This window comes from Clostridium uliginosum (assembly GCF_900112485.1).
GTDB lineage: Bacteria > Bacillota > Clostridia > Clostridiales > Clostridiaceae > Clostridium > Clostridium uliginosum.
The window spans coordinates 1-23,611 of record NZ_FOMG01000021.1 but is presented as its reverse complement, the minus strand read 5'-3'; the positions used below and the strand labels follow the sequence as shown (position 1 = coordinate 23,611).

At 28.2% G+C, this 23,611-nt stretch carries 25 protein-coding genes and 1 riboswitch; of the genes, 7 read left to right on the top strand and 18 right to left on the bottom strand.

The annotated features are described in order from the left end of the window. Window positions 1–107: 107 nt before the first annotated feature. The 3 genes from BM027_RS18270 to BM027_RS12890 form a co-directional block, all read right to left on the bottom strand. On the bottom strand, window positions 108–281 hold the full coding sequence (locus tag BM027_RS18270; protein ID WP_175559988.1) for a hypothetical protein: 174 nt from the start codon (window positions 279–281) through the stop codon (window positions 108–110). Between the two features lie 159 nt (window positions 282–440). After that, window positions 441–1,604, bottom strand: a complete 1,164-nt coding sequence (locus tag BM027_RS12895) for an RNA-guided endonuclease InsQ/TnpB family protein (protein WP_090092534.1) — start codon at window positions 1,602–1,604, stop codon at window positions 441–443. Next, entirely contained in the window at window positions 1,576–2,196 is a 621-nt protein-coding gene (locus BM027_RS12890) for an IS607 family transposase (RefSeq protein WP_090092532.1), read from the bottom strand. The genes BM027_RS12895 and BM027_RS12890 overlap by 29 nt, the downstream gene beginning before the upstream one ends. A 580-nt stretch (window positions 2,197–2,776) precedes the next feature. On the opposite strand from BM027_RS12890, the gene BM027_RS12885 reads away from it, so the two are divergent. Next, entirely contained in the window at window positions 2,777–3,223 is a 447-nt protein-coding gene (locus BM027_RS12885) for an RrF2 family transcriptional regulator (protein ID WP_090092530.1), read from the top strand. 393 nt (window positions 3,224–3,616) lie between these two features. Here BM027_RS12885 and BM027_RS12880 read toward each other — a convergent pair whose 3' ends face one another. From BM027_RS12880 to nadA, 6 genes are all read right to left on the bottom strand, one after another. Further along, window positions 3,617–4,498: a DMT family transporter gene (locus BM027_RS12880; protein WP_090092529.1), complete on the bottom strand. Its 882-nt coding sequence runs from the start codon at window positions 4,496–4,498 to the stop codon at window positions 3,617–3,619. Window positions 4,499–4,793: 295 nt separating this feature from the next. Next, complete coding sequence (locus BM027_RS12875) at window positions 4,794–5,417, bottom strand: DUF3793 family protein (RefSeq protein WP_090092527.1); 624 nt, start codon at window positions 5,415–5,417, stop codon at window positions 4,794–4,796. Between the two features lie 20 nt (window positions 5,418–5,437). Continuing rightward, window positions 5,438–5,851, bottom strand: a complete 414-nt coding sequence (locus BM027_RS12870; protein ID WP_090092526.1) for a flavodoxin — start codon at window positions 5,849–5,851, stop codon at window positions 5,438–5,440. Between the two features lie 787 nt (window positions 5,852–6,638). After that, window positions 6,639–7,478 carry a carboxylating nicotinate-nucleotide diphosphorylase gene (gene nadC / locus BM027_RS12865; protein ID WP_090092524.1) on the bottom strand — a complete coding sequence of 280 codons (840 nt, stop codon included), beginning with the start codon at window positions 7,476–7,478 and terminating at the stop codon, window positions 6,639–6,641. Window positions 7,479–7,642: 164 nt separating this feature from the next. After that, window positions 7,643–8,926, bottom strand: a complete 1,284-nt coding sequence (locus tag BM027_RS12860) for an L-aspartate oxidase (RefSeq protein WP_090092511.1) — start codon at window positions 8,924–8,926, stop codon at window positions 7,643–7,645. 2 nt (window positions 8,927–8,928) lie between these two features. Next, window positions 8,929–9,840 (bottom strand): quinolinate synthase NadA, encoded by a 912-nt coding sequence (nadA, locus tag BM027_RS12855; protein ID WP_090092507.1) that lies wholly within the window; start codon window positions 9,838–9,840, stop codon window positions 8,929–8,931. Between the two features lie 462 nt (window positions 9,841–10,302). Between nadA and BM027_RS12850 the strand changes: the two genes are divergently transcribed. The 3 genes from BM027_RS12850 (at window position 10,303) to BM027_RS12840 (ending at window position 12,477) form a co-directional block, all read left to right on the top strand. Then, window positions 10,303–10,845 carry an NADH peroxidase gene (locus BM027_RS12850; RefSeq protein WP_090092505.1) on the top strand — a complete coding sequence of 181 codons (543 nt, stop codon included), beginning with the start codon at window positions 10,303–10,305 and terminating at the stop codon, window positions 10,843–10,845. 145 nt (window positions 10,846–10,990) lie between these two features. After that, window positions 10,991–11,314 carry a DUF1540 domain-containing protein gene (locus BM027_RS12845; RefSeq protein WP_090092503.1) on the top strand — a complete coding sequence of 108 codons (324 nt, stop codon included), beginning with the start codon at window positions 10,991–10,993 and terminating at the stop codon, window positions 11,312–11,314. A gap of 536 nt (window positions 11,315–11,850) precedes the next feature. Beyond that, window positions 11,851–12,477, top strand: coding sequence for a hypothetical protein (locus BM027_RS12840; RefSeq protein WP_090092629.1), 627 nt, complete (start codon window positions 11,851–11,853; stop codon window positions 12,475–12,477). A gap of 263 nt (window positions 12,478–12,740) precedes the next feature. On the opposite strand, the gene BM027_RS12835 is transcribed toward BM027_RS12840, so the two are convergent. The 4 genes from BM027_RS12835 to BM027_RS12820 all read right to left on the bottom strand — a co-directional run bounded on the left by BM027_RS12835 (window position 12,741) and on the right by BM027_RS12820 (window position 15,718). After that, window positions 12,741–12,905: a FeoB-associated Cys-rich membrane protein gene (locus tag BM027_RS12835; RefSeq protein WP_090092500.1), complete on the bottom strand. Its 165-nt coding sequence runs from the start codon at window positions 12,903–12,905 to the stop codon at window positions 12,741–12,743. Window positions 12,906–13,023: 118 nt separating this feature from the next. Further along, a complete protein-coding gene (gene feoB, locus BM027_RS12830; RefSeq protein WP_090092497.1) occupies window positions 13,024–15,183 on the bottom strand; it encodes a ferrous iron transport protein B in 2,160 nt (719 codons plus the stop codon). An 88-nt stretch (window positions 15,184–15,271) separates the two neighbouring features. Beyond that, window positions 15,272–15,493 carry a FeoA family protein gene (locus BM027_RS12825; protein WP_090092494.1) on the bottom strand — a complete coding sequence of 74 codons (222 nt, stop codon included), beginning with the start codon at window positions 15,491–15,493 and terminating at the stop codon, window positions 15,272–15,274. Between the two features lie 15 nt (window positions 15,494–15,508). Further along, window positions 15,509–15,718: a FeoA family protein gene (locus BM027_RS12820; protein WP_090092490.1), complete on the bottom strand. Its 210-nt coding sequence runs from the start codon at window positions 15,716–15,718 to the stop codon at window positions 15,509–15,511. 1,083 nt (window positions 15,719–16,801) lie between these two features. Between BM027_RS12820 and BM027_RS12815 the strand changes: the two genes are divergently transcribed. The 3 genes from BM027_RS12815 to BM027_RS12805 are packed head-to-tail and all read left to right on the top strand — an operon-like array spanning window position 16,802 to window position 17,821. Further along, the gene (locus BM027_RS12815) at window positions 16,802–16,969 is read left to right on the top strand and encodes a spore coat associated protein CotJA (protein ID WP_090092488.1); all 168 of its coding nucleotides are present in this window, start codon (window positions 16,802–16,804) and stop codon (window positions 16,967–16,969) included. 12 nt (window positions 16,970–16,981) lie between these two features. After that, window positions 16,982–17,242, top strand: coding sequence for a spore coat protein CotJB (locus tag BM027_RS12810; RefSeq protein ID WP_090092484.1), 261 nt, complete (start codon window positions 16,982–16,984; stop codon window positions 17,240–17,242). A gap of 6 nt (window positions 17,243–17,248) precedes the next feature. Beyond that, a complete protein-coding gene (locus BM027_RS12805) occupies window positions 17,249–17,821 on the top strand; it encodes a manganese catalase family protein (protein WP_090092482.1) in 573 nt (190 codons plus the stop codon). Between the two features lie 176 nt (window positions 17,822–17,997). Here the strand turns inward: BM027_RS12805 and BM027_RS12800 are convergent, their stop codons facing one another. From BM027_RS12800 to BM027_RS12780, 5 genes are all read right to left on the bottom strand, one after another. Continuing rightward, the gene (locus tag BM027_RS12800; protein WP_090092479.1) at window positions 17,998–18,465 is read right to left on the bottom strand and encodes a chemotaxis protein CheX; all 468 of its coding nucleotides are present in this window, start codon (window positions 18,463–18,465) and stop codon (window positions 17,998–18,000) included. Continuing rightward, complete coding sequence (locus tag BM027_RS12795) at window positions 18,447–19,322, bottom strand: response regulator (RefSeq protein ID WP_090092476.1); 876 nt, start codon at window positions 19,320–19,322, stop codon at window positions 18,447–18,449. Before BM027_RS12795 ends, BM027_RS12800 begins: the two co-directional genes overlap by 19 nt. 297 nt (window positions 19,323–19,619) lie before the next feature. After that, on the bottom strand, window positions 19,620–20,378 hold the full coding sequence (locus tag BM027_RS12790) for an ABC transporter ATP-binding protein (RefSeq protein ID WP_090092473.1): 759 nt from the start codon (window positions 20,376–20,378) through the stop codon (window positions 19,620–19,622). Between the two features lie 5 nt (window positions 20,379–20,383). After that, the gene (locus tag BM027_RS12785) at window positions 20,384–21,451 is read right to left on the bottom strand and encodes a FecCD family ABC transporter permease (protein ID WP_090092470.1); all 1,068 of its coding nucleotides are present in this window, start codon (window positions 21,449–21,451) and stop codon (window positions 20,384–20,386) included. 6 nt (window positions 21,452–21,457) lie between these two features. Beyond that, the gene (locus BM027_RS12780) at window positions 21,458–22,501 is read right to left on the bottom strand and encodes an ABC transporter substrate-binding protein (RefSeq protein WP_090092467.1); all 1,044 of its coding nucleotides are present in this window, start codon (window positions 22,499–22,501) and stop codon (window positions 21,458–21,460) included. 531 nt (window positions 22,502–23,032) lie between these two features. Next, window positions 23,033–23,230: riboswitch (cobalamin riboswitch) on the bottom strand. Window positions 23,231–23,611 lie beyond the last annotated feature (381 nt).

Here is a 23,611-nt window from a genome sequence, read left to right as displayed (position 1 = left end):
GGATTTAATATTTAATTTTCCTTATTAAGTATATCAAATGTTTTTCTTCATTTCAAGCACCTAAGAGGAATCCCCTAAGGTGCCTTAGAAAATCATTTTTCACCTTTTTAGCTTCTTGGTTCTTGAAACATATTTTTCATTTCAGTAGCTTTTTCTTTTATTTCATGACCTACTTTATTTGTTCTTTCTTTTAATCCAGAGCCAACTTCCTCAGCTTTTACTTTTAATAATTCAGTAAGATCCTGTGCTTTTTCCTTTATTTCTTGATTTAAAATACTCATTTTCATATCTGCTACTCAAAATATGGTCAAATATACTAATATTGAGATTGTTACTGTTTCATTGTACTCTGCCTTGCCTAAGCTACTACAGTTTGTATAGTACTCCACAGTCGTAAATTCCCCAAATAGCCTTGGGTACATATATAAGCGCTTGTTTAATTAAGCTATCTTATATTCTTTAGCATTAGCTAAATTTATTGAAGCATTTAAATCCCTATCTATACTCACTCCACAAGAACATTTATAAATTCTATCAGATAATTTTAAATCTTTCTTATATGCTCCACAGTAGCTACAAGTTTTGCTACTTGGATAGAATCTATCAACTATCCTTATTTCAATATTATTTTGTTTAGCTTTTGAGATAAGTTTAGTTCTAAATTCATAAAACTTTTGCCCAGCGACTGCTTTAGCTAAATGCTTATTCTTCATCATTCCTTTAATATTTAAATCTTCAATGGTTATAAAACTTGATTTTTGCTTTATTAACTCATTCACTGTTTTATTAATATAATCAGTTCTAATATTGGTAAGTCTTTGATGAAGTTTTTGTACCTTAACTATTTGTTTTTGGATATTTTGACAAGTAGCTCTCCCTTCTTTTATATTTTTATTTCTTATTTTCAAACTTTCATATTTCCTTGAAAGTTTTCTTTGTTCACGTTTTAGTTTCTTTTCTGACTTTTTAACTGTTTTAGTTTTATTAATATTCTTTTTGGTTATACCATTGCTACAAATTGCAAAATCTTTTAGACCTAAATCGACTCCTATTCCTTCTGAATATGCTTTATTGTTTATTTTAATATCTTCTTCAACTAAAATTGAAACGTAATATCTGTCAGCTTTTTGGCTTATTGTACCACTTTTAACTATTGAGTTAACTGGTATATAGCCAAATTCTTTTAATCTAATCCAACCTAAAGTTGGTACTTTAACTTTATGCCTTTCAATAACCCAATCAGTTTTATTATTTTTAGAAAAATACGCTTTAACATCTTGATTTTTCTTTTTCTTAAACTTTGGAAAACCACTTTCACCTTTAAAAAACTTTTTGAATGCTTTCTCACCATTCATAATAGCTTGCTTAGTAGCTTTTGAAGATACACTTTTAATCCAATCTTTATCTTGATTATTAGGAATATACTCATTGTTAAGCCACTTAGAAAAATCCATACCACTTACAAATCTTTGTTCTTTTACATAGATTTCTTTATTATGAGCAATGTAAAAATTATAAAGAAATCTACATACGCCAATAGTTTGATGGATTTTAACTATTTGCTCTTTAGTTGGTTTAATTTCTATTTTGTATGCTTTTTTCAACTTCTTTATCTTCCTTTATCTTTTTTTTATATTTTCTTAAACCATATATTCTGCAACTGAAAACATGAAGTATAGAAATTATATCTTGAACTAATTCTTCTGTTGGAGATAGACTTTCGTTGTTGACGACAACTATTTTGACATTGAACTTTTCTAAAAATCTTTCAAACCACTCAAATCCAAATCGTACAAATCTATCTTTATGGGTTATTATTATAGTGCTTATTTCAGAAGTCATACATTCATCTATAAGTTTATTCCATTTTTTACGATTATAATTCAACCCACTTCCATAATCCTCTATTACTTCATCTACGATAATTCCTTTTGCATTGGCATATTGCTTAAGGAACTCAACTTGATTATTTAAATCATCTTTTTGATTAGAAGTTGAAACTCTTGTATATATAACTATTTTCTTTTCAGAAGATGTTTCACCTTTAAATTCTTTGTATTGCTCATAAGTATAATATCTTCTATTTGTTGGTGTTCTAAATGCGTTTAATTTTCCTGCATTATCCCAACGCTGTAGTGTTAAAACTGATACATTTAATAATTCTGCAAATTCTTTAGGCTTATAATTCTTACTCAAATATAATCACTTCCTTTCAATGATTATATTTGTATATATTTTTGTTGACTATAGTATTCCTCCTTTTATCAAATATTCTAGTTTTTTATTTTACAATGCCTAAAGTAAGAAAATATCATATAAAATTGCAACTTAAAACAATAGAAACTGTTAGTGCAATTTTTCTAGTCCTAATGAATAATTATATATGATATTTTCAATTTTATAGCATCATTAAAAAATCAGCTTATTTTAACTAGCACAACACGTTAGGTTATATTTACTTTATTAGTTTGCTCAAATAAAAAAATATTATTACCCTATTTTCTCAAAATCATCTAATTCATTGCATCTTTGGTCTATTATTTTCTTTCATGTGCCTAAGATCAATAGCTTCTAAAATAGATTCCCCTTTAAACCAAGACATTTTATTTGATACTTTAAGTATATTTTCTACATAAAAATTAAATTGCGTATATACTTCTCTCGTAGGATCATAAGATACAGTATATTTGACTTGTTATTTTCTTTAATATGCCTAACATAGTTCTAAAAGATATAGTATAATCATATGTGAATACTATGTATTGGAGGATAACTTATGAGAATTTCATCTAAAGCGCGATATGGCCTTGCTGCTATGATAAGCATCGCACAAACTGGTAATAATGGAGATTATATAACTATTATAAGTATTGCTGAAAAGCTTGGTATTTCTAAAATATACTTAGAACAAGTATTTTCGCTTCTAAAACGAGCTAATCTTGTTGTATCAATAAAAGGTGCTCAAGGTGGGTATCATTTAGCTAGATCTGCAGAAAATATCAAGGTATACGATATATTAAATGCTATTGAAACTAGTTTATTTGAAAATACAGAAAAATCTGTTTCAAATGATGCTATTGAAATAGAAAAATCTATGAATAATTTAGTTTGGAATAAACTAGATGATGCTATACAATCAACACTTAGTTCTGCAACTTTGAATGATTTAGTAAAAGAATCTCAAAAATATATAAAAGATAATATAGCAATGTTTTATATTTAACTTAAGGCATATGAAATGGTGCTGTCTCAGAATTATCAAGTAAAGTAATAACAAAAAAATAGAAATAACATTTATTAAAGAAGACTAGAAAAATAAGCTAAAAGTTTCTAACATTTAAACTTGTACCCATAAAAGATTGCTCCTAATATGTATTAGGACAATCATTTATGGAACAACTTCAAATGAAGAAACTCTAAGCTTATTTTTCAATGCTTCTTCCACAAATGTTATTTCTATTTTTTTGAATATACATCATATCATTAAATAATTTGTATTATGAGACAGCCTCTTTTTTATTAGGATATGTTTTAAAATAATGTTGATATTGTAATATAACGCTAATTGACATTGGAATTTGCTTTGTAGAACTCTCAATAAATGTAATATATGATTTTACTTTTCTTCTAGTTTATCTAGTTTTTGATTGTAGCTAAACATATATAATGATGCACTAAATATAATTACATATCCTATAAAACTTAAATAATCTGGAAGTTCTCCAAATATAAATAAGCTGATTATAGCTGAAAAAAGTATATTAGAATAATCAAATATAGATATTTCCTTAGCTGGTGCATAATTATATGCTAAGGTTATTCCAAATTGTCCTACACTTGCAAATACTCCTGCTAATATTAAATAAATAAATTGAATTAAACTCATAGCTTTATATGAAATCATCATAAATGGAAATAACACTACTGTTGAAAATAAAGAAAAATAAAATACTATTGTATAATGCTTTTCTTTTCCACTTAATGCTCTAACGCATGTATAAGCCGCTGCTGCAAATATAGCTCCACCCACCCCTGCTAAAGATGGTATTATGGCAAGATTAAATGATGGTTTTATAATAAATAATGCTCCAAAAAATGCAATTCCTAAGGCTATTATTTGTTTCATATTTATCTTTTCACTTAAAAATAAAGCTGAAAATATGATAACAAAGAAAGGACTAAGCTTATTTAACATATTTGCATCTGATAATACTAATATATCTATTGTATAGTAATTTAAAACTATCCCTAATGTTCCAAATAAAGACCGTAATATAAGTTTCTTTTGATTTTCTCTTTTTCCAAAGAATATTTCTTTATGTTTCACAATTAATAAAAATGCTACTATTGTTGAAACTAAATTTCTGAAAAAAGCTTTTTCAAAAGATGGTAAATTTCCAGAAAGTTTAACAAATGCTGACATCATTGCAAATCCAAATGCTGATAGTATTATATATATTATTCCCTTTGTTCTATTACTTAAATTATTAAAATTCATAATCTCCTCACTTTCTTAACCTAGACATTAGACACATTTTTTTAAATATAATCCAAATATTATTATATGCAAAACATAAAAATATTAGCTTATTATTCCTAATGCCTCCTTTAATATATCACTAGAAATAAGCATTTTCTAGTCTTCTGGAATAAATGTTATTTGTATTTTGATTTATTGAGAGATTCTTTCATATACATAAAGAATCTCTCAATAAATCAAAAACTGCTGATACAAATACTATCAGCAGTTCTTGATTCTAATATAATTTATATGAATTTGTGAAATGTACATCTTAGGGAGAACAGAAAAAATTTTTTATACTAAATGCAAGGTCACGCGAATTACTTCCATCTAGTATTTGAGAGAGTGTATGCTCTTTTATTTCATCATATTGACAAAATATCTTTTTAGCTTTGTTGCAATCGTTATATACTTTCCAATAACCACAAAGCAAACATTTTTTCTTTGTACATTCCATAAAATCTTTAACATCTCTAATTGGTATTCCTAAAAATAACCCAAGTTCATGTGGACAATGATATAAATCATATCTCACTTTTAACTTATCTAGGTATATGTATATATCATCATTTTCATCATATCCTAGCTTAGTTAAGAACATCTTATGTTCTTTTTTGAAAATAGAACTTTCTAGTAGTTCCTTATTATAAAGCATTATTATTATAGATTCATCACTTTCTCTTAGCTCAATAAACTCTAAATCTATACTTTTTACAAATGCTCTACCAAATTTATTCCACTTATAGCATAAGTTTTCTCCAGTCTTTTTTAATGTCATTGTTGATGCAGGTTTTACGCCAGCAATAACTTGAGACGCATTATATACTATTAAGCTTTCTATACATTGCTTATCTTCCATAGAGTTTAATTTGTTATAAAAATCTAAATACTTCATAATAATTCCCTACCTCATAACTATATTGCAGCTATCTTTTTTCCAAAATCTATACACATTCCATCATCTTCTGGTTCATTTTGAATAATTAATGGATCTATTACTGATTGACATCCATAACCTATCATTCTTTCTTCCCAATCTCTCATCCATTGACCATCACCCCAGCCGTAAGATCCAAATAATACAACTTTCTTTCCAGAAATTTTACTTGATATTTCTTCTATAAAAGGTTCAAATTCGCCTTCTTCAAGTACCTCATCACCCATAGCTGAACACCCTAAAATAACTATATCTTCATCATCAAACATATTACTGACTGCATCAGAAACATTTATTACACTTGCCTCTGTACCTTCTTTGCTTATACCTTCGCTGATTAAATTTGCCATTTTTTCTGTGTTACCTGTTCCTGACCAATAAACTATTTTCATCCCATTTCCTCCTCAATTAAAATTTATTTACTATTGAGATTAATTATCATTTACAATTACTATAATATAATTAATATCATCCATTGTCAATACTATATTGGAAAATAAATTCATTTGGAGTATAAAATTTCCCCTTAAAAAGTTTCACTTTAGGCATATTAAAGAAAATAACAAGTCAAAGATGCGACGTATATTTTGTGTGCCAGACAAGGAGGTGAAATCATCTCATAGCAAGCTATGGGCTGATTTTGCCAACATGAGTAGACAAGCAAAATCTATGATTTTGTGTAAATCACTTACTCAGCGAATGTATACAAGTCTAGCTTCCTTATGATGCAAAATAGACGAGCTTACTGGTCTATTATTTTTTTGAATGTGCCTTAATGTGCCTAATTATATAAGACAAAAAGAAATAGAAATAACATTTATAGAAGAAACATTGAAAAACAAGCTTAGAGTTTATTCATTTGAAGTTGTTCCATAAATGATTGTCCCAATCTTGTATTGAGAACAATCTTTTATGGGCACAACTTTCAAATGTTAGGCACATGAAAGAAAATAATAGACCAAAGATGCGTGGTATATTTTATATCAGACAAGGAGGCAAGTTCAGTTAATAGCGGGCTATTAGCTGAATTTGCCAACGCAGTATGACGTGAAATAGACAAGCATACTGGTCTATTATTTTTTGAATGCGCCTTAGAAACTGTTAGCGAAATTTTTCTAGTCTTCTGAAATAAATGTTATTTCTATTTCTTTTAATTCATATGCATTTCTTCTTATTGATTCACTTTATTATCTTTAAATTTTTCATACTTAAATCTAATATTTTAGCAGAATGAGTTAATTCCCCTACTGATATATAATCTACTCCTATCTTAGCTATGTCTTTAATATTATTTAAACTTACATTTCCTGAAAACTCTATTAACGCACTCTTATTTATAAGCTTTACTGCTTTTTTTGCTAAATCTAAATCCATGTTATCAAGCATTATTATATCCACTTTCGTCTCTAGTGCTTCTTTTACCATTTCTATATTTTCAGTTTCTACTTCTATTTTTCTAACAAATGAAGTATTTTTTCTAGCTAACTCTACAGCTTTTTTTATTCCACCAGCTGCACTTATATGATTGTCCTTAAGCATAACTCCATCTGATAAATTAAATCTATGATTACATCCTCCGCCAATTTTCACTGAGTATTTTTCTAAAATCCTTAAGTTTGGAGTTGTTTTTCTAGTATCTAATAATTTAGCATTTGTGTTTTCTATTTCTTTTATAAATTTATTAGTTAATGTAGCTATTCCACTCATTCTTTGTAGCAAATTTAATGCTACTCTTTCTCCTAGTAAAATATTTCTAGTATTACCTTTTAATAATGCTATCTTATCTTTTATATATACTTTGTCCCCATCACATTTATATATTTCAACCTCTACATTACCTAATATATCAAATACTCTTTTAAAAACTCCTAACCCTGCAATTATTCCCTCTTCTTTACACAAAAGATCTATTGTAGAAATACTTTTTTCATCTACTACTGAATTGGTTGTTATATCTTCATTAGGTATATCTTCTATAAGAGCCTGTTTTATTATTTTATCTAAAACCAAGTAATTCATAATCTAAAATTCCCCCTTTTGATTTTAGGCATCTTACAAATAAATAACTAGTCAGTCTTCTTGTCTTTTTTGTACCTATACTGCGTCAAAAAATGCACCTAATAACAGCAGTATTAACTGCATTATCTTGCTTGTCTAGTTTGAAAAATCCCACGAATCTTTGACTAGTTATTTATTTTACAATGCCTTATAGTTTTTATAGCTAATTTTTTATTTTCATCAGTTAATTCCTTTAAAGATTTATTTAAATTATTTACAGCAACTACTGGATTATTTATCTTATCTATACTGTCATTTATCATGTTAGCTGCTCTTCTTGAAAACACAAGTCCTTCAAGTAAAGAATTGCTTGCTAACCTATTTGCACCATGTATTCCTGTACAGCTTGTTTCACCCACTGCATATAAATTTTCCATAGATGTTTTTGAATTTAAGTCTACCTTTATTCCTCCCATAAAAAAGTGTTGTGCTGGCGAAACTTTAATATATTCTTTAGTAATATCCGTTCCTCTTTTTAAACATTCATTATATATAGACGAAAATCTGTTAATTATATAGTCTTTTCCTAAAAATCTTATGTCTAAATTTACATAAGATACTTCTGTTTCTTTTATCTCTTTATACACAGCTTCTGAAACTACATCCCTTGGTAAAAGCTCATTTATAAATCTTTCTCCATTTATATTTGTAAGCTTTCCACCTTCCCCTCTTAATGATTCAGATATTAAAAATCTTCTTTCATTTTTTTCTTCTTCATAAAATGCAGTTGGGTGAATTTGAATATAATTTATATCTTTTAAATCTATATTGTGCTTTACTGCGATTCCAATTCCATCACCTTTTAATATTCTTTGATTTGTTGAATTATTAAATAATCCTCCAATTCCACCACTAGCAAAAACTACAGATTTTGCATATATATTTATTTGCTCATTCTCTTTTATTAATATAGCTCCAATACACATTTCTTTATCTTCTATAATATCTATCAAATATGTATCTTCATAGATTGTTATATTTTCACTTTGTTTTGCTTTACTAATAAGTGCTTTTGCAGTGCTTTCCCCTGTATTATCCTTAGTATGCACTATTCTATTTATAGAATGAGCTCCCTCTTTAGTAAAATCTAACTCTCCTTGGTCGTCTCTATCAAATTCTACTCCAATTGACATTAATCTTTTGATATTATACATAGACTCAGAAACTAACACTTTAACAGCTTCTAAATCATTTTTATATTGTCCTGCTCTTAAAGTATCCTCTGTAAATAAATCAACATCATTTTTATCTCTAGCAACTGATATTCCACCTTGTGCTAAATAAGTATTAGTACAACTTACTTTTGATTTTGATACAACTAAAATGTTTAAATCTTTTCTTAAATTTAATGCACAATAAAGCCCTGATACCCCTGAACCTACTATTAATACATCTACAAACTTATTCATGTTTATTTTCCTAACTTATGCATATTTTCTAAAGATCTTAGAGCTTTTTTTCTAATATCTTCATTTAAAATTATTTCATTCTTCATATTTAATAAGGTATCATATAAATTTCCAAGGGTTGTCTTTTTCATATCTTGACAACATATTCTGTCTCCAGGAATAATAAATTTCTTATTAGGATTTTTATTTTTAAGCTCATGCAAAATCCCTTCTTCGGTTCCTATAATAAACTCATTACAACTATCATTAGTTGCATAATCTATTATTCCACTAGTACTTCCTATATAATCTGCCATATATCTAATTTCTTTTGGACATTCTGGATGAACTAAAACTTTAGCATCTTTATATTCCTCTTTTGCTTTTAATATATCTTCTCTACTTATTTTATTATGGCATCTACAAAATCCATCCCATAATATAAATTCTTTTCCAGGAAAAAATTCTGATATATATCCTCCTAAATTTCTATCTGGTAAAAATATTATTTGCTCATTAGGTACATTCTTTAATATTTTTAATGCACTTGACGATGTTACTGTAACATCACAATGAGCCTTTACATCATAAGTAGAATTTATATAACAAACTACATATGCATTTGGATATTTTTCTTTTAATTCTACGACCGCCTTACTACTTGCCATATCAGCCATAGTACATCCAGCATCTTCACAAGGCATTAAAACTGTTTTATTGGGAGACAACACCTTTGCACTTTCTCCCATAAATTTAACTCCACAAAATACTATAATCTCTTCTTTGCACTCTCTTGCTATTTCACTCAAATAATAAGAATCTCCCACAAAATCAGCTAAATCTTGTATCTCTGCTGGTTGATAATAATGGGCAAGAATAATTATGTTTTTTTCTTTTTTTAATTTCAATATTTTTTCTATTAAGTTTTCCCCCATATTTACACCACTTTCTAATTATGTTTTGTGTGTATATACACCTGTAAATATAATTATATCACCACCACTTTTTATCTTCAACGATAAAATAAATATTAAAGAAAACAACAAGTTAAATATGCAACCTATATTTTGTCTTAAGACGAGGTACTCCTTGAGGGTATAAGTTCAACTAAATTTATCTAGAGTAGAAACCTCCACCTGAAAAGTTTCACTTTATGTAAGAGCAAGGAGATAATGTTAGCTCATAGCTTATCTATTAGCTAAATAAGTTCTAATAATAAAATCATAAATTTCTTTAACTTGGGAATACTTTTATTGTGTGGTAATTGTATATTAATGCATTTCAAATAATTAAATTCATATTAAATTTAATTATTTGAAATACATTTATTTAAACTAAATATTCAAGGAAGTTATATAAAATTATTAGATAACTAAAATTTAGGAGGAACATATATAATGAAAAAATTTGTTTGCACAGTATGTGGTTATATTCATGAGGGTGATACTCCACCTGAAATTTGTCCTGTATGCAAAGTAGGCGCTGATAAATTCATAGAAATGAAGGATGATATGAATTGGGCTGATGAACATAGAATTGGAATATCAAGTAATGTGTCCCCTGAAGTTATAGAAGCTTTAAGAGCTAACTTTACAGGTGAATGTACTGAAGTTGGTATGTATTTAGCTATGTCTCGTCAAGCAGACAGAGAGGGTTATCCTGAAGTAGCTGAGGCTTATAAAAGAATTGCCTATGAAGAAGCTGAGCATGCATCTAAATTTGCTGAAATATTAGGTGAAGTAGTTGTTCCTGATACAAAAGCTAACCTTAAAGCAAGAGTAGACGCAGAATTTGGAGCTTGCGATGGTAAAAAGAAATTAGCTACTTTAGCTAAAAAAGATAATTTAGATGCTATTCATGATACTGTTCATGAAATGTGTAAAGATGAAGCTAGACATGGAAGAGCCTTTAAGGGCTTATTAGATAGATATTTTAGCTAAAAGTATACTCTCATAAAATAAGCATTTACTTTAATATTCTGATCTTTGTCTACATAGATAATACAAAAATATTTTAATTAAAGAATATTAAAATGTACAATATATAATTGTTATTTTAAATTTTATATGAAACGGAGTGTAATTAATGCAAAAAATTAATTGTAACGTAAATAATTGTTCACATAACAATTCTGGTACTTGTTATGCTAATCGTGTTGATATCGGTGGAAAATCTGCTCAAAAAGATTGTGATACTTGTTGTGGTTCTTTCTTAGATGAAAAGAATTATGGTGATTTAACTAATAATACTAATAATCCTGGTGAATGCGATTGTCTTGTTTGCAATGTTGAGACTTGTACTCACAATTGCAATAAGCTTTGTAACCTTAGTTCCATAAATGTTAATGGTGCTAATCCAAATATGTATACAGAAACTAACTGCAAAAGCTTTTCCTGTAAAGTATCTTAAAAAATAATATTCCAATATGCGATATATCCTAACTAGTTATTTTTTAAAATATTTAAATAATCACATATTATATTTATTATGTATACATAATAAATATAATATTGGGTAAAAATAAAATGTTCTCACAATTTTTGATTTAAGCATATAAAACAACAAGTAAATAAGGTATTTCAACATTAGATTTGATGTTGAAATACCTTATTTTACTATTTTATCTATCCTCAAATTATAAAATATACATAAGCACTAAAAATACACCTAAAAAATCATTACCTTTTATATATTAAAGGATTATTTTTTTTAAATTAAGGCCATATTTTAAAAGAGTGTTGTTATTGTTTTAAAACAGCACCAAAATTAAATTTCATTAGAGATTTCGCTTTTCTTTCTTTAATATATGCTTAAATCTATTAACCATAGTAATGTAAAAGGTTAGTATTACAAATAAAGTTTTAAAATTACTTCTACTCTGTTATACTTATTAGTGTTATATAAGATTGAAAGAGGTGTTCATTATAAAAATAAATTATAAAAATATAGAAAATAAATATGAAATTAAAGAGGATATTGCTTTAATTACTATTTTAAAAAAAACTGGTGAAGAACTTATAGCTAAAATAGATCTTTTTGATCTTGATAGGATTAAATCTACAGGTACTTGGTTTGCTGAATGGAATAAAGATTTTAACAACTATATAGTTCAAAACATAAGTTCAACTGAAGTAAACAAAAAGTCTAAACCATTAAAACAAAGTTTACAATCTGTAGTTTTAAATACTAATCCTAAGACTCCAATTAGACACATTAATGGAGACACTTTAGATAACAGAAAGTGTAACTTAGAAATAGTTGAAAGAAATACTAAAAATGATTATAAGATAATTGATGAAAATACAGTTGCTGTAATTTTAAGAGATAAATATGGAAAAGCTCAAAATAAAGCATTAATATCTAAAGAAGATTTGAAAAAAGTAGTTACTGATACATATAGTTGGGTGCTTTATAAAAATTTCGATAACCTATGTGTTGTTGCAAATACTCCTAATGGTAGAATTCATTTAGATAGAGTAATAATGAATCCTGCTGAGGGTGAAACTATTCATCATATTAATCTTAATCCATTAGATAATAGAAGACATAATTTAGAAAAAGTAGGCGTTTAATGCAAAAAAAATCCTATTATTTGTTTAATAAACAAGTAATAGGATTTTTTTATTTGGTGCTGTTTTAAAACCGTGTTAATATTGTTATATATTGTGAAGTGGGCTAAGAAATTGAACTTAACCTTTTATTTAAGGAATACAAAAGAAAAAAACTGTCTATGTTTTACTTTATAAATTAATCTTTTAAAAAAAGCTGACTAAAACTATTTTACTAGTATTTAAGTCAACTTTTTTCTGTATAGTTAATATTATATTTTAAAAACCTATCGTTTTTTAATGTTAATTCCATGACAAGTATTAGCTGAAGAACATCCCGAACAACCACAACCACAACCACTTTCACCATTTTTAGCTTTTTTAACTTGCTTTACTACTACTAAAGCCATTAGACCTAATATAATAACTCCTATTACAATTGTTGCTAACATAAATACCACTCCCTTATTTTTAAATTTAAGCAGATAGCTTGTCCAGGCTACCTGCTTATTTTTTTGAATATGCCTTAGGCACATGAAATAAAATAATGAGCTAAAGATGTACTTTATTTTATTTTGTGCAGCTTAATTCTATATCAACTTTGTTTTGCACCGAACTCTTAGAAAACATTAAAACTAATGATACTATTCCAACTACTATTACAACAGACATTACTGCGCTTACAACACTTCCACCATATAAGATTGCATTTCCAATTTGATTAATAAGGAGAGCAACCATATAAGCAGTACATGTTTGGAAGCCAAGTGTAATCCAAGTCCATTTCCATGAACCCATTTCTCTTTTAATTGCTCCTATTGCTGCAAAGCAAGGAGCACAAAGCATATTAAATGCTATGAATGAAAATGCACTAACTACAGTAAACATAGCTGCAACATTTTGAATAAGTGCTGGATCTTCCTCTGTTGCATCCGCAATTCCAAATAAGATACCAAATGTTGCAACAACATTTTCCTTTGCAACAAGACCAGTAACTGTTGCAACAGCTGATTGCCAATTACCAAATCCTAGAGGTATAAATATAGGTGCTATTACATTACCAATACTAGCTAATATACTGTCTCCAGCATCTACCATTTCTAGTGACCAATTAAATGATTGTAAGAACCATATTACACCACAAGCAACAAAAATAATTGTACCTGCTTTTATTATAAATGCTTTTCCCCTATCCCACATATGAATCATAACACCTTTAAAGCTTGGAATATGATATTGTGGAAGTTCCATAACAAATGGTGAAGGATCTCCAGAAAATAATTTAGTTTTCTTTAATATAATACCGCAAATTATAATCATTATTATTCCTAAAAAGTAAGCTGATGGTGCTACCCAAGATGCTCCACCAAAAAGTGCCCCTGCGATTAATGCTATAATCGGTAATTTAGCACTACATGGAATAAATGTAGTTAACATAATTGTCATCTTTCTATCTCTGTCATTTTCCATAGTACGAGTTGCCATGATACCTGGAACACCACAACCTGAACTAATTAACATAGGTATAAATGACTTACCTGAAAGCCCAAACTTACGGAAAACTCTATCCATAATAAACGCTACACGGGCCATATATCCACAATCTTCGAGAACTGATAATAATAAGAATAAAACCATAATTTGTGGTACGAATCCAAGTACTGAACCAACACCAGCAATTATTCCATCTACTATTAATCCTTGTAGCCAATTAGCAACATCTGCATTTGCTAACCAATCTGAAACATTACCTTGAATAATTTCTGCAAATAATGTATCATTCACCCAATCAGTCATCATAGTTCCAATTGTACTTATTGCTATGTAATACACACCATACATGATAGCTGCAAAAATTGGAAGTGCTAAGAAACGATTTGTAACTATTTTATCAATTTTATCTGATGTTGTTTCATGTCCCTTACCGCTACCTTTAACCTTCTTAACAGTACTTGATATAATATCACTAATAAATGTATAACGGTCACTAGTAATAATACTTTCACTATCATCATCAAGTTCTGATTCACATTTTTCAGTAAGTACTTTAATTTTAGCTAAAGTAGCTGATGAAATTTTAAGTTTATTAATAACATTTTCGTCACGTTCAAAAAGCTTAATTGCAAGCCATCTAGTTTCCATACCATCATGTGGAATACTCTTTGTAATAATTTCTTCAATACCTTCAATAACTTTTTTACATTCATCAGAAACAGATAACTTAAAATCTACCTTTTTCTTTATCTTAGCAACTTGAATTGCTTTTTCAGCAGCTTCCTTAATACCATTACCTTTAATCGCTGAAGTTTCAACTACCGGACAACCAAGTAACTTTGATAGCTTGGCAACATCAATCTTATCACCATTTTTATTAACAATATCCATCATATTTAATGCTACAACTGTTGGAATACCAAGCTCTAAAATTTGAGTTGTTAAATATAAATTTCTCTCAATATTAGATGCATCAACTATATTAATTACTGCATCGGGTTTATCATTAAGCATGAAATCACGTGTTACAACTTCTTCAAGAGTATATGGTGATAAAGAATAAATACCAGGCAAATCAACAATTTCAACATCCTTATTTCCCTTTAATTTACCACCTTTTTTTTCAACTGTTACACCTGGCCAGTTACCAACATATTGTGATGAACCTGTAAGTTCATTAAACATAGTTGTCTTTCCACAATTAGGGTTACCTGCAAGTCCTATTTTTATTGACATTTATATTCCTCCTTGTTGTTAGCTTACGCTAACTTCATTCTGAAAAATTAAGGCAAACATTAGTCTGCCAACAAGTGCTTATTAAAAATTATTCTACAATAATCATTTTTGCATCTGCTTTACGAAGTGATAATTCATATCCTCTAATCGTTACCTCAATCGGATCTCCAAGTGGCGCAACTTTACGTACAAAAACTTCACATCCTCTTGTAATACCCATATCCATGATACGTCTTCTTACTGCACCTTCACCGTCAATTTTCTTAACATTAACAGTTTCTCCACATTTTGTATCTTTTAATGTATCCATTTTTTTAGTTTCCTCCTATACTATGATTCGACTTGCCATAGATTTATCTAGTGCAACTCTAGTATCCTTTACATTTATTATCATATTACCTCCAATTTCAGAAATAATTGTAATTGTCTCACCTACAATAAAACCTAAGCTGGATAAAAACCTTCTTGTTTGATCATTCCCACTAATTCTTTTAATAAACATATTTTGTCCCCTATTTGCTAATATTAACGGCATATCTTTTCCCCCTTTAACTCTAATAAGTATCCAAAACGATATTTTAGACCCTAGTTATAAGTCAACTAATAATAATTCTAATATCTTAGGCACATGAAAGAAAATAATAGACCAAAGATGTGCCTTATATAAAGTTCTTCTTAAGTTTAGGCATAGTTTGCTTATGAGAAATACTTCCTTCATCTCAATCTCTAAAGAACTTACTCTCATTACTGATAATCATTATCACAATTACTATGATATCACTTTTGTCTTGATTTGAAAATGATTTTCAGTAATGTTTGAAAAATATTATCTTTTTATCAATGTCATCGTTTTATTTTTAACATTTATTAAATATATTCCTTTAATTTTCCTGATTTAATAATACCTCAAAGTTATATTTTTTATTTCGCTTGCTCCTTTATCTAAAACTCCTTACAGAACTTTATTAATTGCAAACAATTACATAGTATTACTTAAGATATTATGGTAAAATATTCTATGTACATAATATTTTAAGAAAGAGGTGTTTTTCATTATGGAACATATGAAATCAATGTTACTTACTGTTGCTCTTATCTTGGTATATTCAGTAGTTATTGCATTAATTTATAAATTTTTTGGTAAATATTTTCACAAGAAAAAGAAGTAATATTCCCTCCTATTAATGGAGGATTATCACTTCTTTTTCATCTTCTCTACGGTTTCATCTATCAAAGGATAAATCTTTTTATCTAATAAGCCTATCTTATCTCCTATTTCAAAAAACATATTTATATTTATTTACTTAATATTAATATAATATTAAGTAAGGCATATTAAAATAAATAACAAGTCAGTACGCTAGTATATTTGACTTGTTATTTTCTTTAATATGTCTAATTTAAAAAATTAAGGGTTTGTCTCACCTTATAAATCATTTAATTGTATGATGTATATTCAAAAAAGAAATAGAAATAACATTTATGGAAGAATCACTGAAAAATAAGCTTAGAGTTTCTTCACATCACATTTTAACTTATTTTTATACAAATTATCACATTAAATATATTACTTGCATAATATACTTATTAACCAATCAAATGAAGGGATGACAATTTTATGTACAGACACGATGACTATTTATGTAAACCGAAAGAATATGCGCGCGCATATATATTACCTCAAATATACGAAAACTTATTTTCTTGTAAGGAAGGCTTCGATAAAGGAACACTATTTAAAGATCTTTATCAACCTTATCATCAAAATAAGAAAAATAAATGTTAGAGGTGGTATATTATGTATTCAGATGATTTATTAGATAGTATAAGAATTTATCAATTTTGTGCTGTAGAACTTAACCTATTCCTTGATAATTTTCCTGATAATGAAAATGCTAAGGACGATTATAAGACCGTATCCGGTAAATTAACTTGTTTAATTAATGAGTACGAAGAAAATTACGGTCCGCTTACAAGTTTTGGTTCTTCTTTCATAGAAGATCCAAGAGCTTGGACAGAACAAGCATGGCCTTGGGAAAATTATGAAAAGGAGGAATAGTAGCTTATGTGGTATTATGTAAAAACACTCGAATATCCAATAAATTTAAAATCTAAAGACCTTAATATGGCAAAATATCTTGTCTCTCAATATGGTGGACCTGATGGTGAATTAGGTGCTGCACTTAGATATCTAAATCAACGTTATACAATGCCCACAGGAAAATCTAAAGCATTACTCACTGATATAGGTACAGAAGAAATGGCTCATGTTGAAATGCTTGCAACTATGATGTATCAACTTATGGACAATGCAAGTTTAGATGATCTTAAAGATGCTGGTCTTGCTGAACACTATGTTGACCATGGAAAAGCATTATTTTATACAGATGCTTCTGGTAACCCATGGACAGCAACTTATATACAAGCTAAAGGTGATGTAATTGCTGATTTACATGAAGATATGGCTGCTGAACAAAAAGCTAGAGCAACTTATGAACATTTAATACACTTAACAGATGATCATGATATTAAAGATATACTAAAATTTTTAAGAGAAAGAGAAGTAGTTCATTATCAAAGATTTGGTGAAGCTTTAGATAATGTTCAAGAATTTATATGCAATAAAAATAAAGATTAGATTAATTTTAATAATGCACATGAAAGAAAATAACAAGACAAAATAGAATAGCTGATTTATTTGTTGTTTTTTTTAATATGACTAATATTAATCTAAAAATTTAACCAAGGGAAAATTCCCTTGGTTAATTTAATGCTTCTTTTTGTACTTTTAATATTAGACATATTACTAATTTGTTAAATTGTATTTTTTTCCATAGAAACATTGACTTCAACAGTCATTCCATTAATAAGCATTTCTATACAAACAACCTTATCAGAACTAGCATTTGCTGTAAATTCTCCATGAATAAGAGTTGGTGTAGATATATTTATATTAATATTTTCCTTTGAAAAATTAATTGATGCATTTGCTGTTAACATATTGGTAAGCTCTGAAATAGCACTTTGAGCTAATTCATCAAAATTATTTACTGGCATTCCCATCATCATTGTTGATGCAATTTGCTTAGCATCATCCATACTTATTCCATAAATAATATTTCCTTTAATATCTCCAATAATACCAAGGATAATCATAACTCCTGGGCTTTTTATAAATCTCCCTTTCAAACTGATTCCTTTTTTTTGAACATCTGTTAAACCTAGTTGAGGCATAACATTTGTAAAAGAATCCAAAATAGGGTTTATATGATTGACATCCATTCCCCATCACCTCTTCTAAAACCTATATTTATTGACAAATCTCCAAATTGAGTTTTTACATTTGCAGAGAAATTTGCTTCTAATTCTGCTTTTGATATACTAATTGATTCTCCATGAAATATAGTTGGAGGAGCAACTCTTAATCCAAATAGTTTATTTTTCTTATTTATCATTGAACATGCATTTCCTGCAGCCATATTTGATATTTCAGACATTACATTTAAAATTTCATCATTATTTTTAGGCTCTCTTTTAAGTAATACTTTTGAAATACTCTCGGCAGCTTCAAATGACATATCAAAAATTATTCTTCCTGAATATTTACCTATAATACCCATAACAATAGAAATACCTTTACTAGATTTTTCTACATTAATATTACTTTCATCACTAATCATTGGAATTGTCTTTGTAGTTTTATTAAAAACATCTAATAACGCTTCCTTAAATATTCCAGAATATATTCCTTCTAGTTCTAAATATAATTCTTCATCCGCCATAACTCTATTTATTGATAAAGTTAATTCTTCCGCATCAACTGGCTTCTGAACATATCCAGATACCTGAGTTTTTTTAGCTTTTTTTACAATTTCATCATCCATCATAGAACTAACAATTATCACTTTAATATTAGGATCTATTTTATGTATTTCTCTTGTACATTCAAAGCCATCTGTTCCTGGAATAGTCATATCCATAGTTACTAAGTCTGGTTTTAATCTAGTAACTACATCGATTGTTTCTTCTAACGAACTAGCATCTCCAACAACATTAAATCCATTTTCTGTTAACAAATCACTTAATAAAGAAATTTGAAAAGGTGAATCATCAACTATTACAATATTTATATTTTTCATATTTCCACCTACCCCCTTTAGTTATATTACTATTATATTTTAAAATCTATCAATACTCAACAATATTCGTCATATTGTGACCATCAATCTATTAATACAGTTTAAATCTTGATATTATACCTTTGTTTTCTAATTAGATTTATTTATATTATAACTTATCTATACTATTAATAACATGCTAATGTGTTCCATGAACTACTTTAGGCACATTCAATCTCTATACAAAGTGCTATATGAATAGTATTTACATTACTATTTATTAAATTTCAAAAATAATTTATTCAATAAAATTATTCTTTAATTTGTCTTAAACGTTATATACATAGGATATAACTCTTTATGTATAGTACAATCTACCTCATACACCTTTTTTATAAGAGTTTGCGTTAAAACTTCCTCTGGCTTTCCATGCCCAACAATTTTTCCATCATCCATTACATATAACCTATCACAATATGCAACTGCTAAATTTAAATCATGGAGTGCTACAACAACTGTAATGCCAAGTGATTTAACCACACTTAATATTTGTATTTGATACTTTATATCTAAATGATTTGTTGGCTCATCTAATATAAGCAAATCTACTTTTTGAGCTAAGGCTCTAGCTAGAAGAACTCTTTGCTTCTCTCCTCCTGATAATGTAGCAAAACTTCTGTCTGCATATTTTAACATATTAACTTTCTCTAGTGAGTCGGTCACTATTTCATAATCCTCTTTAGTATCAATATCAAATAAATTTTTATGAGGACTTCTGCCCATAAGTACCATATGCTTCACCTTCATATCAAAAGCAATATTATTAAATTGTCCTAACACTCCCATTTGTTTTGCTACTTCCTTAATTGGAATATCTGCTAAGTTTTTATCATTAAGATATATAATACCTTTCTTTTGCTTATTAACTCCGTAAACTGTTTTTAGAAGAGAGGACTTTCCACTACCATTAGGTCCAATTATCCCAACAAATTCTCCTTCTTTTATTTCAAGAGAAGTATCTTTTACAATTATCTTTTTATCTAATTCTACATTTAAATCCCTTATCTTTAATTTCATATTAACTACCTCTCTCCAAAGCTATAAGCACGTTTTAACATTATATATATAAAGAATGGTGCTCCTATGACAGATGTTATAATTCCTATAGGCATTTCCATATTATTCAAAACTATACGTGCTAAAATATCTGTGCTAGTTAAAAATATTCCTCCAATAAGCATGGCTACAGGTAAATTTATTCTGTGGTCTGTTCCAACTAAGCTTCTGGTTATATGTGGTATTACAAGCCCTATAAATCCAATAAGACCGCAACTTGATACAATGATTCCTGTTAATATTGCACTTGTAATAAGATAAACTCTTCTATATTTATGAAGGTCTACGCCAAGTGTTATAGCTGCCTCATCACCTAAAAGCATAGTATTCATCACTCTACATTGAGTTAAAAAGAATATTATCATTATAAATACAACTGCTGTTGGTATTAATAAGTTGCTCCATTTAGCACTTGTTAAACTTCCCATTGTCCATTCTGAAGCTGAACGAACTGCACTATCATCATTTGTTAAATAAATCATAAGATTAGAAAAAGCTAAGCATACTAAATTTACAATCATACCAGATAAAACTAATTTAACAGGTGTTATTCTTCCTCCAATTGATGAAAGCTTAAATACTAAAATTGAAGCTAATAAAGCTCCTAAAAATGCAAAAAAAGATACTGTTGTAAATCTACTTGCAATATGTATAAATCTACTTCCAATTAATAAAATGAATGTAGCACCTAGTGTTCCCCCAGATGAAATCCCTAGTATATATGGGTCTGCTAATGGATTTTCAACTGTTGCTTGCATTACAACTCCACCTAATGCAAGTCCCACTCCTGTCACTACCCCAAGTAAAACCCTTGGTAATCTAATCTGCCAAACTATGTCTACTGCTGAAGCCTTTATTGAAGGATCTAAAGAAAATCCTAAAATTTTATGCGATATCACATTGTATACTACTCTAAGATCCAATTTAACTGATCCTAGAGATACTGCTATTATTATAGTAAAAATCAACAATATAACTAAGCCTATTATCAATGAAAAAACTTTACTTTTCGATTTAGATTTTATATTCTTCATCTATAATCAATCCTTATCTATATTAGGATATAATTCTTTAAAATAACGTTCTACTGCATCTACAACACGAATTCCACCTGCCCATGTTTCAGCTAGACCTGTGACTATAAAATCGTTGTTTTTAACTGCAGTTACATTTGCAAATGCTGGATTTCCTGTATATATTTCAAATATTGACTTGTCATCTATATTTTTTCCATCTTCAAAATGGACAACTACTATAACATCTGGATTAGCTGCTACAATGTCTTCTGCACTCATTTCTCCAGATTTTACTCCTAGATTTTCTCCTCCTGCTTTTGCTATCATATCACCCACTAAATCATTCTTACCATATGCTCTATATTGTCCTTCTGATTCTTGTTCAAGAATTAAAACATTTTTCTTTTTGTCTATCTTAGATGTTTTATCTTCTACAACACTTAATCTATCTTTCATGTTATTAACATAAGAATTTGTTTTATCTTGAATATTAAATATATTACCTAAATCATTTATATCATTAATTACATTATCAATTGTATAATCTCCTATTTGTTTAACTGTATTTCTTTGAACAAAAGTATTTATTCCCCTTGAAGTCCAATCAGTTACATCTCCCAATTTTTTATCACTAAATATGCTCTTCCATGTAACAATCATATCAGGATTCATATCTAATATTTGTTCTTTTGTGAATGTTTTATCAGATATTTGTGGTATTTTATCATATTGATCTTTTAGTGTATCTAATACTGGATTATCCATACCACAAGCCCCTATTATCTTATCTCCTAATCCTAAATCTAGCATAAGTTCAACTGTTGTTTGATAAATAGGTAAAACCCTTTCTGGTGCTTTATCATATGTAACCTTTATTTCTTCTCCAGCATAATTATAGTTTGTTATTGTAACTGGATAATGTGAATCAGCTTTTGTACTACTTTCACTAATATTTTTATTTTTTGTATTAGCTGGGCTATTATTCGAGCTTCCACATGCTAATAATGATGTAGCCATTGTTAAACATACTAATCCCATGGTTAACTTCTTTAATAATTTAATTTTCATGTTTTTACATCCCCTTATTTTACTTTTTATTATTACTTGTCCTTTTTAATCATTAAGCATTTTTTATAAATTATTACATAATAAAAAAATCGTCAAGGCGACTGTTGAGCCGTCGATTTTTTTACGCATCTGCCTTTTCGAACGTATGTGAGAAAAATCTGGCAGGCGAATATATTTTCTTTTTATTCTTTAGTTTTTATTTCTTAGGCATATTAAAGAAAATAACAAGTCAAAGATACGACGTATATTTTGTGTCAGACAAGGAGATAAACTCATCTCATAGCAGGCTATGGGATGAGTTTACCGATGCAGTATGACGCAAAATAGACTAGCATACTGACTTGTTATTTATTTTAATGTGCCTTAACCTTTAAACAAAAATATAATCTGCGTTATCCACAACTTCTTAAATAATATAATTTCCTAAAGAATAAAAAAACTCTTTAACTACAAATTAGTTAAAGAGTCAGGAATATACATATAAATATGCTAAATACACCATCATGACACCTCCCTATTCTCCGTAGGATAACTGGTTCAAAAAAATAGGCAGGTCTTCTGGCTTAAGCATCAACACTTCTTTCTACCTTCCCATTTTCACAGTGGCATTTACGAAAGAAACTACTCTATTACAGCGGCGGGACCGCGTGGGATTTACACCCATAACTTCCCTTTTAATTAATAATATATTGCATCAAATATTATTAAACCTATTTTTAATAAATTTAGAATAATTTTTTAAAATGATTATATCCTAAATTTTATTTATTTTTAATCTTTTCCATTTTATACTAGCATAGGTATTTTTTAGAGTCAAATCGACGTTAACTAATCAACATTCCTAATTTTATACTTTAGTCGCACAAGGTCAAAAAAATATAAGTTAAAAAAACCATCTTTACTCATTTGATTATATTTCAAATCAATTTCATGATAAAGATGGTTTTTATATCATTATAAACAGAATGAGCTACTGCAAGTCCATCCTTATTTAATAATTAAATTTATATTTTATTTAGTTAAATATTCATCTATAGCTTGTGCAGCTTTTTTACCAGCACCCATAGCAAGTATTACTGTGGCTGCCCCTGTAACTGCATCTCCACCAGC